The organism is Halostella sp. PRR32, assembly GCF_034808085.1.
Classification (GTDB): Archaea; Halobacteriota; Halobacteria; order Halobacteriales; family Natronoarchaeaceae; genus Halostella; species Halostella pelagica.
Window position 1 is genome coordinate 395,198 of the sequence record NZ_JAXHGL010000001.1, and the last position, 15,485, is coordinate 410,682.

At 65.3% G+C, this 15,485-nt stretch carries 18 protein-coding genes; 9 read left to right on the forward strand and 9 right to left on the reverse strand.

Features of this window, described 5'->3' with window-relative positions; genetic code table 11:
* Positions 1-19 precede the first annotated feature (19 nt).
* Positions 20-481, reverse strand: coding sequence for an aspartate carbamoyltransferase regulatory subunit (gene pyrI, locus SM753_RS02155; RefSeq protein ID WP_135534426.1), 462 nt, complete (start codon positions 479-481; stop codon positions 20-22).
* The gene (gene pyrB / locus SM753_RS02160; RefSeq protein WP_135534427.1) at positions 478-1,392 is read right to left on the reverse strand and encodes an aspartate carbamoyltransferase; all 915 of its coding nucleotides are present in this window, start codon (positions 1,390-1,392) and stop codon (positions 478-480) included. The genes pyrI and pyrB overlap by 4 nt, the downstream gene beginning before the upstream one ends.
* An 83-nt stretch (positions 1,393-1,475) precedes the next feature.
* Between pyrB and SM753_RS02165 the strand changes: the two genes are divergently transcribed.
* Together SM753_RS02165 and SM753_RS02170 are read left to right on the forward strand one after the other, a co-directional pair.
* On the forward strand, positions 1,476-2,108 hold the full coding sequence (locus tag SM753_RS02165; protein WP_323190358.1) for an AAA family ATPase: 633 nt from the start codon (positions 1,476-1,478) through the stop codon (positions 2,106-2,108).
* A gap of 88 nt (positions 2,109-2,196) precedes the next feature.
* Complete coding sequence (locus SM753_RS02170) at positions 2,197-2,823, forward strand: RAD55 family ATPase (protein WP_135534429.1); 627 nt, start codon at positions 2,197-2,199, stop codon at positions 2,821-2,823.
* An 83-nt stretch (positions 2,824-2,906) separates the two neighbouring features.
* On the opposite strand, the gene SM753_RS02175 is transcribed toward SM753_RS02170, so the two are convergent.
* Positions 2,907-3,680: a hypothetical protein gene (locus SM753_RS02175; RefSeq protein WP_323190359.1), complete on the reverse strand. Its 774-nt coding sequence runs from the start codon at positions 3,678-3,680 to the stop codon at positions 2,907-2,909.
* 141 nt (positions 3,681-3,821) lie between these two features.
* Complete coding sequence (locus tag SM753_RS02180) at positions 3,822-4,775, reverse strand: peptidylprolyl isomerase (RefSeq protein ID WP_323190360.1); 954 nt, start codon at positions 4,773-4,775, stop codon at positions 3,822-3,824.
* A 163-nt stretch (positions 4,776-4,938) separates the two neighbouring features.
* Between SM753_RS02180 and cyaB the strand changes: the two genes are divergently transcribed.
* The 3 genes from cyaB (at position 4,939) to SM753_RS02195 (ending at position 8,099) form a co-directional block, all read left to right on the forward strand.
* The gene (cyaB, locus tag SM753_RS02185) at positions 4,939-5,499 is read left to right on the forward strand and encodes a class IV adenylate cyclase (protein ID WP_135534432.1); all 561 of its coding nucleotides are present in this window, start codon (positions 4,939-4,941) and stop codon (positions 5,497-5,499) included.
* A gap of 66 nt (positions 5,500-5,565) precedes the next feature.
* Positions 5,566-6,771 (forward strand): methionine adenosyltransferase, encoded by a 1,206-nt coding sequence (locus tag SM753_RS02190; protein WP_138797654.1) that lies wholly within the window; start codon positions 5,566-5,568, stop codon positions 6,769-6,771.
* Positions 6,772-6,917: 146 nt separating this feature from the next.
* The gene (locus tag SM753_RS02195) at positions 6,918-8,099 is read left to right on the forward strand and encodes a tRNA sulfurtransferase (protein WP_323190361.1); all 1,182 of its coding nucleotides are present in this window, start codon (positions 6,918-6,920) and stop codon (positions 8,097-8,099) included.
* A 40-nt stretch (positions 8,100-8,139) separates the two neighbouring features.
* On the opposite strand, the gene SM753_RS02200 is transcribed toward SM753_RS02195, so the two are convergent.
* Positions 8,140-8,688: a metal-dependent hydrolase gene (locus SM753_RS02200; RefSeq protein WP_135534435.1), complete on the reverse strand. Its 549-nt coding sequence runs from the start codon at positions 8,686-8,688 to the stop codon at positions 8,140-8,142.
* Positions 8,689-8,787: 99 nt separating this feature from the next.
* Here SM753_RS02200 and SM753_RS02205 point away from each other — a divergent pair, with 99 nt between their 5' ends.
* From SM753_RS02205 to SM753_RS02215, 3 genes are all read left to right on the forward strand, one after another.
* A complete protein-coding gene (locus SM753_RS02205; RefSeq protein ID WP_323190362.1) occupies positions 8,788-9,240 on the forward strand; it encodes a DUF5804 family protein in 453 nt (150 codons plus the stop codon).
* Positions 9,237-10,118: an alpha/beta fold hydrolase gene (locus SM753_RS02210; RefSeq protein WP_323190363.1), complete on the forward strand. Its 882-nt coding sequence runs from the start codon at positions 9,237-9,239 to the stop codon at positions 10,116-10,118. The genes SM753_RS02205 and SM753_RS02210 overlap by 4 nt, the downstream gene beginning before the upstream one ends.
* Positions 10,119-10,277: 159 nt before the next feature.
* Entirely contained in the window at positions 10,278-10,739 is a 462-nt protein-coding gene (locus SM753_RS02215) for a response regulator (RefSeq protein WP_323190364.1), read from the forward strand.
* Between the two features lie 52 nt (positions 10,740-10,791).
* Here SM753_RS02215 and SM753_RS02220 read toward each other — a convergent pair whose 3' ends face one another.
* A complete protein-coding gene (locus tag SM753_RS02220) occupies positions 10,792-11,808 on the reverse strand; it encodes a PLP-dependent cysteine synthase family protein (protein WP_323190365.1) in 1,017 nt (338 codons plus the stop codon).
* A gap of 98 nt (positions 11,809-11,906) precedes the next feature.
* The gene (locus tag SM753_RS02225) at positions 11,907-12,068 is read right to left on the reverse strand and encodes a hypothetical protein (RefSeq protein WP_161972917.1); all 162 of its coding nucleotides are present in this window, start codon (positions 12,066-12,068) and stop codon (positions 11,907-11,909) included.
* A 147-nt stretch (positions 12,069-12,215) separates the two neighbouring features.
* Between SM753_RS02225 and SM753_RS02230 the strand changes: the two genes are divergently transcribed.
* Positions 12,216-12,650, forward strand: coding sequence for a thioredoxin family protein (locus tag SM753_RS02230; protein WP_323190366.1), 435 nt, complete (start codon positions 12,216-12,218; stop codon positions 12,648-12,650).
* A 134-nt stretch (positions 12,651-12,784) separates the two neighbouring features.
* Here the strand turns inward: SM753_RS02230 and SM753_RS02235 are convergent, their stop codons facing one another.
* Together SM753_RS02235 and SM753_RS02240 are read right to left on the reverse strand one after the other, a co-directional pair.
* Positions 12,785-13,036, reverse strand: coding sequence for a hypothetical protein (locus tag SM753_RS02235; protein ID WP_323190367.1), 252 nt, complete (start codon positions 13,034-13,036; stop codon positions 12,785-12,787).
* 92 nt (positions 13,037-13,128) lie between these two features.
* The gene (locus SM753_RS02240; RefSeq protein WP_323190368.1) at positions 13,129-15,366 is read right to left on the reverse strand and encodes a thioredoxin domain-containing protein; all 2,238 of its coding nucleotides are present in this window, start codon (positions 15,364-15,366) and stop codon (positions 13,129-13,131) included.
* Positions 15,367-15,485: the final 119 nt, after the last annotated feature.

Here is a 15,485-nt window from a genome sequence, read left to right on the forward strand (position 1 = left end):
AATTTCTGGGGCGTATCCGCTAGGCTGATCCGATGTGATCCGGAATCTTCTCGCGGATGATCGTCTCGCAGTACTCACAACGTACGCCGTCGGGAAGTACTTCGAACTTCGAGTCGACGGGTTCCTCGTCCGTAGTGATGCAGTTCCGGTTCGGACACGAGAGGACGCCGCGGACGTGATCGGGACGTTCTAACCGGTGTTTGTCGATCACTTCGTAATCCCGGACGATGTTGATAGTCGCATCCGGGGCGATGAGCGACAGTACGTCGACCTCGTCCTGACTGAGTTCTCGCCCTTCGACCTTGACGATGTCCTTGCGTCCGAGGCGGTCGCTGGGGACGTTCATTCCGATACTGACCTGTTCGCCGCCCGTCCCGTCGATGTCGAGGATGACGAGCACGTTCAACGCCTGACCGCCGGGGACGTGGTCGATGACGGTACCGTCGCGGATCTTGCTGACGCGGAGTTCGTGGTCGCTCATTCGGAATCACCGAGGAGGAGATCGAGCAGTGCCATGCGTACCGGCACGCCGTTGTGCGCCTGCTCGAAGTATTTCGCGTGGTCGGTGTCGTCGACGTCGGCCGCGATCTCGTCGACGCGCGGCAGGGGGTGCATCACGGTCAGGTCGTCGCTCGCCGCCTCCAGCGTCTCGGCGTCGATCTGATACTCGCCGGCCACGGCGTGGTACTCGTTCTCGTCGGGGAACCGCTCGCGCTGGATACGGGTGACGTACAGCACGTCTAGTTCCGGCAGGATATCCGTCAGGTCGGTGTGCTCGCGGACCATCGCTCCCGACTCGTGCAGGTCGTATCGGACGCTCCGGGGGATCTGGAGGCTCTCGGGGCTGATGAAGTGCTGGTGCGCGTCGAAGTTCGTCAGTGCGTGAGCAAGCGAGTGGACCGTCCGACCGTACTTCAGGTCGCCCATGATACCGATCGTCAGGTCGTCGAGTCCGGCGTTTTCGCGGATGGTGTACAGGTCGAGCAGCGTCTGTGTGGGGTGGTGGCCAGCCCCGTCGCCGGCGTTCAGCAGCGGGACGTCGACGTACTCGCCGGTCAGTTTGGCCGCGCCCTGTCGGGGGTGCCGGAGGACGAGCGCGTCGGCGTACCCTTCGATCACCCGCACGGTGTCGGCGAGACTCTCGCCTTTCTTGACGCTCGAAGACTCGACCGATCCCATGTCGACGACGTCACCGCCGAGCCGTTTCATCGCCGTCTCGAAGCTCATCTTCGTCCGGGTACTCGGTTCGAAAAAGAGCAGGCCTAACAGCGCTCCGGGGTGGCGGTCGCCGTACGCCGCCGGGTCAGCGTCGAACTCCGCGGCCCGGTCGAGGACGGTTTCGATGTCCGCCCGCGACAGTTGTCGTGCCGTGATGAGATGGTCGTGCCGCATCGTGTAGGCTGGGACGCCCCGGCCTATTCAATTCTCCCCATCGGCTCCGGAGGTTGATAGGGGATGACGCGGCGAGGTGCCGTATGCTCGCTATCGCCGGGGGGAAAGGTGGCTGTGGGAAGACGACGACGGCGCTCGGCCTGGCACGGGCGCTGGGGCGGGCGGGTCGAACGGCTCTCGCCGTCGACGCGGACCGTGAAATGCCGAACCTGCACGCACTTGCCGGCGTTCCTGACGAGCCGTCAGTCACGGACGTTTCGGCGACGGCCGACCCCGCAGCCATCGCGCACCAGGACCCCGCCACCGCGGGCGTCAGGATCCTCCCTGCGGCCGGCCGAGACGACCCGGACGCGGCGCAGTCGCTTCGTCACCTCTCTCGGTGCGAACGCCGCGTCTTGCTCGACTGTCCCGCCGGTGCAGGTCCCGACGCCGCCGACCCGCTACGCGTCGCCGACCGCGCTATCGTCGTTTCGTTGCCGACTGAGGAGAGCCTGCGGGACGCCGCGAAAACCGCCGCGATGGCTCGCGCACTTGACACCGCCGTCGTCGCGGGGGCTGTCGTCCGTACCGACGAAATCCCGGAGAGCGTCAACCGACTGCTCGGGACGGATGCGGTCGTCGCGGTTCCCGATGGCGGCGACGACCCGCTCCGGTCCTCGGCGACCGCGAGGGCGTACCGGCAGTTGAACGTAAAAGCCGGCCTCGCAGGCGACTGACCGGTCCGGGGGCGGTCGGCGTTCTCCGCTGGAACACGCTGCCTAGCCAAAGTATTATTTATACCCTGTCCAATTACTTCCCAGTTGAATGGCTGGCCGACTAGAGACCGGAATCGACGTCCTCGACCGGAAACTGAACGGCGGCGTCCCGCCCGGATCTATCGTTGCCCTCACGGCGTCACCGGCTAGCCAGGCGGAACTTCTGTTGTACGAACTCACTGCCGCGCGGGGAACGCTGTATCTCACGACGCAACGCTCCGATCAGGCCGTCAGAGACGCGGTGGAGGGGACGAACACCCAGGTCGGAAGCCCGACAGTCAGAGACGTGGGGGGAAGCGAACCGCTCGACGAGGCCAACCGACTGATCCGCGCGCTCCCGGAAGGCGCGAACCTCATCATCGACCCGGTGGACACGCTGGAACGCCGCGAACCCGCACGTTACCGGAACTTCCTCAACGAACTCCAGACCCACATGGTAAACACCGGCTCTATCGCCGTGTTGCACTGTCTGGACGGCCAAAACCCCCCAGAAAACAGGGATTCGACCCAGCATATGGCCGATCTGGTTTTCGACCTCGACACGCGCGTCGAGGGGACCGATATGGTGAACCGCCTCGCCGTTCCGAAGTTCCGGGGCGGCCGCGCGCTCACGGAGACGATCAAACTCGAACTGACCGAGGAAGTCGCCATCGACACCAGCCGCGACATCGCGTGAGTTATACTGTCGGCTATACTCCCTTGAAGAATATCGGACTCCCCGGAATCCCGAGTATCGTTCCGAAGGTACAGCCGACAGTATTAGTCCGACCGCGGGCCGCGGGTCCGCTGGTGGACGAATCGCATCACGCCAGTCGAGAAGGCCAGGCCGACTCGTGCAGTTACCGCCGCCGCGACCAGAATGCCGACAGGCCCGGCGTTCACCGCCATCAGCGTCGTCGGGATCGATAGCACGAGGACAGCGGCGAGATACTGGAGCGCGAACTTGAAGTAGGGACCGCCGTCGACCGCCCGGGCGTAACTTTCCCTCAGCGCGGCGACCACGGAGGTGTCGCGCGCGACGATCAGGTACGGCGTCGCGAAAAACAGGTAGTTCAACAGGAGAAAGAGAGGGAACAGGAGGAGGACGAGCGGTCCGGTGAGGACGCCGAGAACGACTGCCGCGAACACGACGGTCCACACCAGCGCGTTGTAGGCGACCAACCGGACGAAGTACCGTTCGACGGCGGCCGCGAAGTCGTACCGGCCGTCGTCGAGTCCGTCGCTGATACTGCCGAGGTACCCCGCCGCCAGCACGCTGTGGACGACGAAGATGACCGGAAGCAGCCACAGGGGCGACGTGACGCGGACGCCCGGTCCCGCGGACGGCAAACTCACGAACGACCAGAGGTCGACGACGACAGCAGGAAACCGGATCGCGACGCCGGCATGGAATCTGCCGGGGCCGGCCACGCTCAACGCCTGTTGGACCTTTTCGAACGCCAGCAACGCCGTGACCAGCGGGACGACCGCCAGGTGGATGAGGCGCTCGGACCGCCGCCACGCGTCGGCGAACCAGGTCGGGATGCTACCCACGGTTCAAACCTACGGCGGTCGGACAGCGCGGTTCGATGGCTATCGGCCGGTTGGAGCGAGTGGCTGACATAGGTTTTACCCGTGTGTCTGGTGAGAAAAACCTGCTGGTAGGAGCGGAGAAAACAGAAAAGCGCCGCGGCGTTACTCTTCAGCGTCTTCGAGTTCGTCGACTATCTCGTCGGCGTCGACGTCGGCGTCTTCGAGGGCGTCCTCGATGTCGCCGCCGCCCATGCCTCCGCCCATCATGCCGCCCAGGCCGCCCATCATGCCGGCACCCTCGCCGAGGGTCTCCTGCACGATGATGCGGTCGAGGTCGAGACGGTCGACCACGTCCTGTGCGACCTGCTGTTTCGACATCATCCACTGCTGGTTCATCGCCAGCTGGGGCGTGGACTCGATGTAGAGCGTCTCTTTCTCGACGGTCTGCGTCTCGAACTCGGGTTCGGAGTCATCGTCGTCGTCCTCGTCGTCGACCTGGACCTCCTCTTCCACTTCGTCGGTCTCGATCCACATGTCGAGGTCGAGGTCGACGTACATGCCGATCAGGCCTTTCGCCTGCTCGACGCGGTCCTCGACGAGGTCGAGAATCTCGTACTCGTAGTCGACGGCTTCGCCGGCGAGCGGGTGGTTGAAGTCGACGCGGGCGCGGCCACCGATGATCGTCTCGACGTGGCCGTGTTCGCCGTCGATGTTGACGTGCGCGCCGGGGTAGCGCTCGTCCTCGGGGAGCTTCTCGGCGCTGACGGTGCGGACTTCCTCGTCGTCGCGCTCGCCGAACGCCTCCTCAGCGGGGACGGTCACGCTACCGGAATCGCCGACTTCCTTGCCGTAGATGTCCTCCTCCACCGCGGCGAAGATGTGGCCCTCGCCCAGCACCACGACGCGCGGTTCGAACGTCTGGTCCTGGTCGTCGACGCCCTCTTCCTCGGCGACTTCGGGGTCGGTCGTGTCGACGAGCTGGCCGTCTTCGGTGCGAGCGGTGTAATCGAGACGGACGAAATCACCTTGCTGCAGTCCCTCCTCCTGTTCTACTTCCTCTTCGCTCTCGGTGGCGTCCGCTTCATCGGCCTGTTCGGCCTCTGGTTCTTCGCTCATACATTGTACGTCTCTCGGTCGGCATTTAAGAACCACGTTTTCACCGCGTCAGCGGTCCCGTCGGTCGCGCGAGACGTGGTGGAACTTCGAAACGACGCTCGATCAGGGTCTATCGCCGTCTCCGTAAGCAACCCTTTTTAGCGGCCTCGCCCTCTCCGAGGGTATGTTCGAGGTCGAAGTGAAGGTCCGGGCCGACCACGATGCCGTCCGCGACCGACTGGAGGCGGTCGGCGCGGAATCGGTCGGAGCCGTCGTTCAGGAGGACACGTATTACGACGCCCCGCACCGAAGTTTCGCCGAGACGGACGAGGCGCTTCGTATCCGCCGCGAACGGTCGCCCGAGGCCGAGGCCGAGACCGCGCGCGTCACCTACAAGGGACCGCTCGTCGACAGAGCGTCCAAGACGCGCGAGGAGTTCGAGACCGGAGTCGACGACGGCGAGACGATGGCTGCTATCCTCGACGGCCTCGGTTTCGACCCGGCCGCGACGGTCAGCAAGGGCCGAGACCGATACACCGTCGACGGCTACGCCGTTACGCTCGACGCGGTCGACGGTCTCGGCGAGTTCGTGGAGGTCGAGACCGAAACGGACGAGGCGGGCGTCGAGACGGCCAGGGAGGGCGCGTACGACGTACTTCGGCGACTCGGACTCGACCCCGAGACGCAGATACGAACGTCGTATCTGGGACTGCTGCTCGAAGAGCCGAACGCGGGGGATAACTGATGAACATTACCGGTGAGTCGTAGGTTTCCGCAAGTTATAGAACAGCCGACAGTGAAATTTGGTGCAATGACCGAGCGGAACATCACCGTCGAGTCCATCGAGCGACTCGCAATCGAGGACCAGGAGGTTGAAATCGTCGAGCGGAAAGGTATCGGCCACCCCGATTCGATCTGTGACGGCGTCGCGGAGAGCGTCTCTAGCGCCCTCGCCCAGGCGTATCTCGACCGCGTTGGGAAGGTGTTACACTACAACACGGACGAGACACAGCTAGTCGCCGGCAACGCCGCGCCGGCGTTCGGCGGCGGCGAAGTGATCGAGCCTATCTACCTGCTCATCGTCGGTCGTGCGACGAAAGAGTACGGTGATGTGCGGATCCCGGCCGAAACCATCGCGCTAGAGGCCGCACGCGACTACCTGAACGAGAACATCCCCGAACTCGACGTCGGAACGGACATCGTCGTCGACGTGAAACTCGGCGAGGGGAGCGGCGACCTCCAGGAAGTGTTCGGCGAGGAGGGACAGACGGTCCCGATGGCCAACGACACCTCCTTCGGCGTCGGCCACGCGCCCCTGACCGAGACGGAGCAGATCGTCCGCGAGGCCGAACGCAGCCTCACCGGCGAGTACGCCGACGAGAACCCCGAGGTCGGCCCGGACGTGAAGATCATGGGCAAACGCGAGGGCGACCACATCGACGTGACCGTCGCCGCGGCCATCGTCGACGAGTACGTTGCTGATCTCGACGAGTACGACGCTACCGTCAACGCCATCCGCGAGCACGTTCAGCGTCTCGCGGCGGACTACACCGACCGCGACGTGACGGTCCACGTAAACACCGCCGACGACTACGAGGACGGCTCTATCTACCTCACCGTCACCGGCACCTCGGCCGAACAGGGCGACGACGGCTCCGTCGGCCGCGGGAACCGCGCGAACGGGCTCATCACGCCGAACCGCTCGATGAGCATGGAGGCGACGAGCGGCAAGAACCCCGTCAACCACATCGGAAAGATATACAACCTGCTGTCGACGGACATCGCCGAGAGCGTCGTCGCAGAAGTGGACGGCATCCGCGACCTGCGAGTGCGACTGCTCAGCCAGATCGGCCGTCCCATCGACCGCCCCCACGTCGCCGACGCCCAGGTCGTCACTGAGGAGGGCATCTCCGTCGAGGACATCGAGGACGACGTCGCCGCTATCGTCGAGGAGAAACTCGCGAACGTCACCGACATCACCGAACGAGTGATCGACGGCGAACTCTCTACCTTCTGAGAGGGACTGTTGTAACTGTGTCCCGGTATTCGCCGATCCCGTGTCGGCGAACTACCGAAATGAGGGACAATAGCCCTTATGACCGTAGATGGCGGGTGCGCCCGTCGCCCGAAGGCTGTTTATCTCCCCGCGGTCAACTGGTCGATATGAAACCTCCGGGAGCGGACACCGTCGTCGTGCGGTACGGCGACATCAACCAGAAGAGCGGTAGCGTCCAGCGCGACATGGCGGGACGCCTCGTGGAGAACGTCGAGGCGTTGCTGTCAGACCGCGACATCGCCGCCGAGGTCGAACACCGATGGACGCGTCCGCTCGTTCACACCACCGAATCCCAGGTCGAGGCGGCGACCGACGCCGTCAGCGACGCGTTCGGCGTCGTCTCCGCCAGCCCCGCGCTCGTCGTGTCGGCCGAGCGGGCGGCCATCGAGGACGCGCTGGCTCGCGCCGCACGGGAGCACTACGACGGGGGAACGTTCGCCGTCGACGCACGCAGGGCGGGCGATTCACTTCCGTTCACCAGCAAGGACGTCGAGGAGTTCGGCGGCCAGGCGGTCTGGGAGTCGGTCGAGGACGAGTTCGCGCCCGAGGTCGACCTCGACGACCCTGACCTCACCTTCTTCGTCGAGTGCCGCAAGGAGGGCGACGCGTTCGTCTTTCTGGAAAAGCGGGCGGGGCCGGGCGGACTGCCGCTCGGCAGTCAGGCCCCGGTCGTCGCACTCGTCAGCGGCGGCATCGACTCGCCGGTGGCCGCCTACGAGGTGATGAAACGCGGCGCGCCGATAGTTCCCGTCTACGTCGACCTGGGCGACTACGGCGGCCCGGACCACGAGGCGCGGGCGATGGAGACAGTCAGAACGCTCGCGGAGCGCGCGCCGAACTTCGATTTCCGCGTCCGGCGCGTTCCCGCGGGCGACACCGTCTCCCTGCTGGTCGACGAACTCGAACAGGGCCGGATGCTCGCGTTCCGACGGTTCATCTACCGCGTCGCCGAACGCGTCGCGGAGCGCGAGGGTGCCCACGGCATCGTCACGGGCGAGGCGCTCGGACAGAAGTCGAGCCAGACCGCCCGAAACTTCGGCGTGACGAGTCGGGCGACGGACCTCCCGGTTCACCGCCCGCTCCTCTCGCTCGACAAAAACGAGATCACGGAACGGGCGAGGCGGATCGGCACGTTCAGCGACTCGACGATACCCGCGGGCTGTAACCGCTTCGCGCCGGACCAGGCGGAGACGAACGCCCGGATCGAACCCCTCCGCGAGGCGGAGCCAGACGACCTGTTCGAGCGCGCGGAACGTGCCGCCGAGGCGTCGGAGTACGTCGACCCCTAACGGCCGCCGCAGCGGTCGCGTTCCTCGCGTCCGCCCGCTCTCACGCCTGCTGACTGATCGCGTACGGATGATCGACCTTCAGGTCGACGTATGCGAGCGCCAGATGCACCAGTACCGCCAGCATCAGCAGACCTTCGTTCCACCACGGCGAGTCGTACCAGACCAGGTCGATGAAGTACGGCCTGTCGAAGAACGGCCAGAACGGTTCGAGCGGTTTCGCGATGTCCGGCGCGGACAACGTGTCGGCGAAGAGGTGGCTCATCCCGCCGAGAAACAGGCCGCCTGCGACGAACAGAAACAGCGCACCCGGCGAAGCGCTGTACCCTCGCTCTTTCAGGAACAGTCGGTCGAGACGCTCTTTCAGCGCGTACTCGGTGATCGCGCCGACAATCACTGCGACACCGGTTACGAACACGATAGTGTGTGTCACGCCGTGGTGCGGAACCGGTAGGTACAGGTCGAGGTCGGGTAGATTTGCCGTCGCGACTGTGAATCCGATGAACGCGAGACTCACTCTCCCGTCCCAGAGCAACCAAGCCGGAACGGCAAACAGCAATGCCATTCCGAGGTGTCCAAGCGGAGCAACCATCGATCTGAACGCTGTACAACGCCGAAGCTTAATAACCGTCGCCGAAACGCTGCGGCCGAGGCGAAATTCACATTACTGCGCGAGGCGGATCAACGGACAGTGACCCGCGTCTGTCTCGTCGGTTCCGACGGCGTCGACCTCCGCTTCGAACTCCTCTCCAGGGAGACCGCTCGCGAGGCGCTGGCGACGTACGACCTCTCCCGACCGTACGAGAACACGCTCGCGCTTGAAACCGTCTCGGTCGGCGCGGCCGTCTCTCTGCTCAACGACCTCAACTGGTATCTCGTCCGCTTCGCCGACGCGGCCCTCGTCAGGGACCCGAGCGTCAGCGAGTCGGAGTGGCTCTCTCGCGACCTGGCGGAGGCGCTCCGCAACGACAGAGTATCGCCCGACGCGACCGACGAGTATCTCCGCCTGTACGGCGTCGACGACGGCGAACTCGTCGAACCGCTGTTCGTCACGCGGACGGACGGCGAGACCCCCGAGTACGACCTGCGCGACGTGACCGAGACGGTCACAGTGCGCGTAACGGAGACAGAGTTCGGCCGATGATCACCAACGAACACGTCCCCGCTGCCGATTCGCTGTACGTCACCGTCGACGACCGCCGTCTCCACTACCTGCGGGCCGGCGACTCGGGGCCGCCGCTGGTTTTCCTCCACGGCGGCGGCGTCGACGACGCGACGGTGTCGTGGAAACACGCCGTGCCGTATTTCGCCGAGAGGTATCAGGTGTACGCTCTGGACTGGCCCGGGTACGGAGAGAGCGACGACGCCGGGGTGACTCCGACGACGGAGTTCTACACCGAGACGCTCGCCGGGTTCCTCGACGCCGTCGGTCTGGACTCGGCGACCCTGGTGGGGATCTCGATGGGCGGCGCGGCGGCGCTCACGCTTGCCGTCCGCGATCCGGCCCGGGTCGACCGCCTCGCACTGGTCGACAGTTACGGCCTCAGTGACGCCGTCCCAGGCGGTATCGGGTCGTACTTCCTCGCGAACGCGCCGTTTGCAAACACGTTCGGTCGGTTCGCCTTCGGTGCTAACCGCGCCGCGGCGCGGACGGCGCTGCGAAACATCGTCTATGACGCCGACGCCGTCGACGGGGAGTTCGTCGACGACGTCCGCGACCGCATCCGCCGGCCCGACTCCGGCGAAGATTTCGTCGCTTACCTCCGCCACGAGTTCTCTCCGAGCGGCGTCCGAACCAGTCACGAGACGAACTTCGCGTCGGTTCGGATCCCGACGCTCGTGGCCCACGGCCGCGAGGATCCGTTGCTTCCGGTCGAGTGGTCCGAAGCGGCCGCTCGGTCGCTCCCGAACGGGGAACTCGCCGTCTTCGAGGAGTGTGGTCACTGGCCGCCGCGGGAGCGTCCGGTACAGTTCAACGAGACGCTCGCGGACTTTCTCGCGCGGACTTCCCCGCAACCGTAGCGATACCCGCAGGCGTCGTCCGAGTCCGCTCCCAACCGACAACGTCTCCAGAATACGGGTACGAGCGCCGATACGGCCCTTCTCACCGATAGATCGAATCCACCGACCAAACCTTTTACCGATCACCCTTACGTCCCCGAGGCGGTAAGACAGAACTGAGTGAACACTCACAGTGATCGAAATCCTAGCTCTCCGGTAGACATCCTACTCGTCGAGGACAACCCCGGCGACGTTCGGCTCACGCGAGAGGCGTTCGACACGGCTGACTTCGAGGTGACGATTGACGCAGTCAGCGACGGAGCCGACGCACTGGAGTATCTGAACGACCGCGAGGGAACGGATTCGTCGCCGTATCCGGACCTGATCCTTCTGGACCTGAACCTGCGCCGTATGGACGGGTTCGAAGTTCTTGAAAACATCAGAGACGACCCAGTTCTCTCGCGGCTTCCGGTACTCGTCTTGACTAGTTCTGAAGCCCAAGAAGATATCATACGGAGCTACGAGCTTTCGGCGAACGCGTATCTCACGAAACCGAGCGGCCCGGACGAGTTCGTCTCGCTGGTGCGGGCGGTCAGAGATTTCTGGGTCGAGGCGGTGCATCTTCCGCGCGTCGATCCGTAGCCTTTGCTCGACGACCGACGCGGCGGTCCGTCGCCGTCTCCTTCGGACAGCCTCAGTCGAACAGACCCGTCGTGAGATACCGCTCGCCGCTGTCCCAAAACACCGTGACGACGAGCGGGCAGTCGTCGTAGTCCGCGGACCCCCCGCTTCCCGCCCGCCCGGTCGACGAACGCGGTTCGCCCCCGTCGGACTGGACGGAGGGACCCGTCGCACCGGTCGGGGCGGGCGGGCAGTTCCGCTCCGGTTCAGCGATACGTTCCGCGACCCGCTTTGCGGCGATGCTCGTCGCGCCGCTCGACTGGCCGACGAGGATCCCCTCCTCGCGGGCGAGGCGGCGACACTCCGCCTCGGCGTCTTCGAGCGGCACCGTCTCGACGTCGTCGACGAGACTCAGATTCAGGTTCTCGCTGACGAAGCCGGGACCCATCCCCTGGTAGTCGTCGTTTCCGGATTCGCCGGTCGATAGAACGGCGTTTTTCTCGGGTTCGACGGCGACTATCTCCACGTCCGGGAACTCTTCGCGGAGGCGTTTCCCGGTACCCGACAGCGTTCCGCCCGTACCGACGCCTGCGACGAACGCGTCGATATCTCGGTCCTCGACCTGTTCCAGTATCTCCGCGCCGGTCGTCTCGTAATGGGACTGGGGGTTCGCCGGGTTCTCGAACTGTCCCAACTGAACCGCGCCGGTTTCGGCGACTAACTCGTCGGCACGCTCTCGGGCCGTTTCCATCTCGCCGTCGACGAGTTCGAGTTCAGCGCCGTACGCCTGCATGATCCGACGACGCTCCGGCGATTTCGAGGCAGGCAGCACGATAGTGATGTCGTAGCCCCGCGCGGCGGCGACCAGGGAGAGGCCGATACCGGTGTTGCCGCTCGTCGGTTCGACGAGGTGGTCGCCGGGTTCGATCAACCCCTCGCGTTCGGCGGCCCGCACCATCGCCAGCGCCGGCCGGTCCTTGGCGGACCCCCCCGGGTTGAACGATTCGACCTTCGCCGCGACGGTCGCCCCCTCGGGGGATCCGACCTGGACGAGGGGGGAGCCGATAGCGTCCAGAATGCTCTCTTTCATTGCACAGTCCTAGGGGACTCCACGGTAAACTACTGCCGGACTCCGGCAGGACGTGCCGCCGCCGGTCCCCGGGACCCGGGCACGTTTCGACGCTGCCGCTACAGTTCGACAGCCCCGATCCATCGCTCGTTCCCCTCCACGTCACACCAGTCCGTGTGCGCATCGGCACAGCGGTCGTGGAGCAGTCGACCGCAGTGACACAGGACGCGCTCTTCCCCCGACCCTATCACCTTTCGACAGAGCGTACATCGCTGTTGCATCGTTTGTGGTGTACAGTTTGCACCGCAATAAATCGTGTAACGATTCTCTCGACAGGTGGATCTGCGCAAGAAATAGGATGATATTGCCGGATTCCGGGGTTCGCAGGGAGCGCGGCGGTTAAATCGCTGGAACGCCAACTGCGGTGTATGGAACTCGACACGATGCAGCCGACTCCGACGTTCGACGAAACGGCGTACGAGGACACCGTCGACACACTGGCGGCTCACGACGACCTGACGTACAAAGTGTGGGGCGGCGACTGGTGCAAGGACTGTCGCGCCGCACTTCCCGACTTCGCCGCCGCGCTGGACGCCGCCGGGATACCTGACGACCAGATCGAACACTACCCCGTCGAGCGCGAAGACGGCGAGAAGGTCGGTCCACTGGTCGACGAGTACGGGATCGAACTCATCCCCACGATCATCGTCGAGCGAAACTCGACGGACAGTCAGAACTCTTCGGCCACCGATGACGCCGTCGAACGCGATGGCGACGAGGTCGCCCGTTTCGTCGAAGAAGAGGACCGCCCCGCCGCCGCGTTCATCGCCGAACAGTTAGAGGAACTCGAAACGTCGCCGTAACTACAGTAGCCAGTGAAAGTCATTGCACACTCGATCGCCTGCTATCGGGCGATCACTGTGTGAACCGTTTCACCGGCTACTACACCGCCCGGCACTGTCGGCCGGATCCAACCCCTTCTCTCTGGCCCGCGTGCCTACTTCTCTTCCGTGATAGTGAGGATGCCGTCGTTGACGGTCACGTCGGAAGCGTCGTCCGGTACGTCGAACTCGAACTGGCTCCCGTCCACGACGACGATGGCCGTGCCGTCGACGATGTCGACTACCGGTTTGTCACCCGTCGGTCCAAAATCAACGACGACGACGCTCTCGTCGTCGTACTCACGTTTGCCGATCTCGACGGCGTCCCGTTCCCCGGCTACTTCTTCGAGTGCTGCTGGTGTCTCCATACCGAACGGAAGGGGATTGACGCCCGTAAGCGACATCCCAAAACAGTTGCCTCCCACCCGCCTTCGGGGCCCGAACCGACCTACCGTTCGCTCTACACTCCGTCTCCGTCGCCTGTATCCGCCGTTCCCGGCGCGAGATCCTCCGCCCACTCCATCGCCGCGTCCACGTCGGTCTGGGGCGGCGAACAGGTGAACGAGCGGCAGACGTACAGCGTCGCCTGTCCGCCGTCCTCAGTGCGGTTCGCCCAGATCGGCGGCGCGTCGTCGAGGTCTAACTCGTCCAACCACTCTGCGAGGCCGTCCTCGGTCGGCGGGCGGCGAGACAGGATCCGGTTCGGGAGGTACTCGCCGGCGAACCGGGCGCGCCAGGACTCGGGCACGTCGTCGGCGACGACCGTGAGTTCGAGGCCGCCCGCCTCCACGCGGTCGGCGGCCATCGCCAGCGAGGAGTACTCGACCGGACTCGACCGTATCCGGTCGCCGTGCGTGCCGACGACCGCCTCGGCTATCTCCGCGAAGTCGCCGTGCGGGACGAAGTGGTCGAGCGAGAGCAGGAGGTCGAGCGCCACGCCGACGCTCGAAGGCGTCGACTGGTCGCGGAGTTCCTGCGGGCGCGTGACCAGTTCCTCGCCGCTCTCCGGCGTGTAGTACAGCGTCTCCGCGTCCCCGTCCCAGAACTCCGCCTCGATCGCTCGGGCAAGGTCGAGCGCGAACCGGAGATACTGCACGTCGCCGGTCGCCTCGTACAGGACGAACGCGCCGCGGCCGAGGAAAGCGTAATCCTCCAGGTAGCCGTCGCCTTTGACGTCCCCACCGGGAGACTCCGTCTCCCGAGCCTCCGAGTCCGCGGACTCGGAGACGTCCTTGTACCGACGGCTCAGCCGCCCCGTCTCCTCGTCCCAGAGATGCTGGCGGACGAACGACAGCGCGTCCTCGGCGAGCGTCGCGTACGCCTCGTCCAGCACGATGCCGCCTTCGGCGAGCGCGGCGATCATCAGGCCGTTCCACCCCGCCAGCACCTTCTCGTCACGGCGGGGGCGCGGCCGGTCGGCGCGGGCCCGAAACAGTTCGTCGGTTCCCGCGTCGAGTTGCTTCTCCACGGCGTCTGGGTCGAGGTCGTACTCGTCGGCGAGGCTCTCGACGCTCTCGCTGATCGTCAGCACCGTTGTTCCCCCCTCGAAATTGCCCGACGGCGTGATCCCGTAGCGGTCGCAGATCAGGTCCGCCATCTGCTCGTCGAGGACGGCCCGGACTTCCGCCGGCGTCCAGACGTAGAACGCGCCCTCCTCGTCGCCCGGTTCGTCGTCGCGTTCGTCGGCGTCCGGAACCCGACTCTGGGGGACGGCACTCTGGGCGTCGAGCGTGCTGAAGAACCCACCTTCCGGGTGGGTGAGCTCCCGTTCCACGAACGCGAACGTCTCGCGGGCTACCTCGGCGTACCGCTCCTCTCCGGTCACCTGGTAGCCGGCGAGATACGCCCGCGGGAGCTCCGCGTTGTCGTACAGCATCTTCTCGAAGTGAGGCACTGTCCAGTCGGCGTCCGTCGCGTAGCGGTGAAACCCGCCGCCGACGTGGTCGTACACGCCCCCGTCCGCCATCGCGTCGAGCGTCTCCTCGACGACCTCTCGATACGTGTCTCGACCGGTCCGGGCGTGCGCCCGCAGGAGGAGGTCGATGCGCTGTGGCTGCGGGAACTTCGGTCCTCCGGAGCCGAATCCACCGTGTTCGCGGTCGGCGTTGCGGAGCACGGCGTCGGCGGCCGTCTCTAGTATCTCGCTCCCCGGCGCAGCCCCGCCCGCACCCGGCGTCTCCTCCAGTCGGTCCGTCGCCGCATCGGTCCACTGCTGTGCCCGGTTTTCCATCTCCTCGCGGTCCGTCTCCCAGGAGTTCGCGATGTTATCCAGCAGGTCGCCGAACCCGGGCATCCCGCGCTTTTCCTCTCTCGGGAAGTACGTCCCGACGTAGAACGGCTTTCCCTCCGGCGTCAGCCAGACGGAGAGCGGCCACCCGCCGCGCCCGCTGACGAGTTGGCAGACAGTCTGGTAGATGCTGTCCAGGTCGGGCCGCTCCTCGCGGTCGACCTTTATCGGGACGAAGTCCTCGTTGAGCATGTCGGCTATCTCTCCGTCCTCGAAGCTCTCCTCCTCCATCACGTGACACCAGTGGCAGGCGGAGTAGCCGACCGAGAGGAAGATCGGAACGTCTCGCTCTTTCGCCGCTTCCAGAGCCTGTTCGTCCCAGGGCTGCCAGTTCACGGGGTTGTCCGCGTGCTGGCGCAAGTACGGGCTCTCCTCCTCGTCGAGGCGGTTGCGGTCCGTCGGTGCGCTCATGGCCGGACGTAGTGTCCGGAGACTCGTAAACCCCAAGTCGTCGGTACGACTGCCGCGTATCGGCGGCGTCGGCAAATCCCGCGTTATATCCACGGACATGCATTATACCCCCTGCGCGA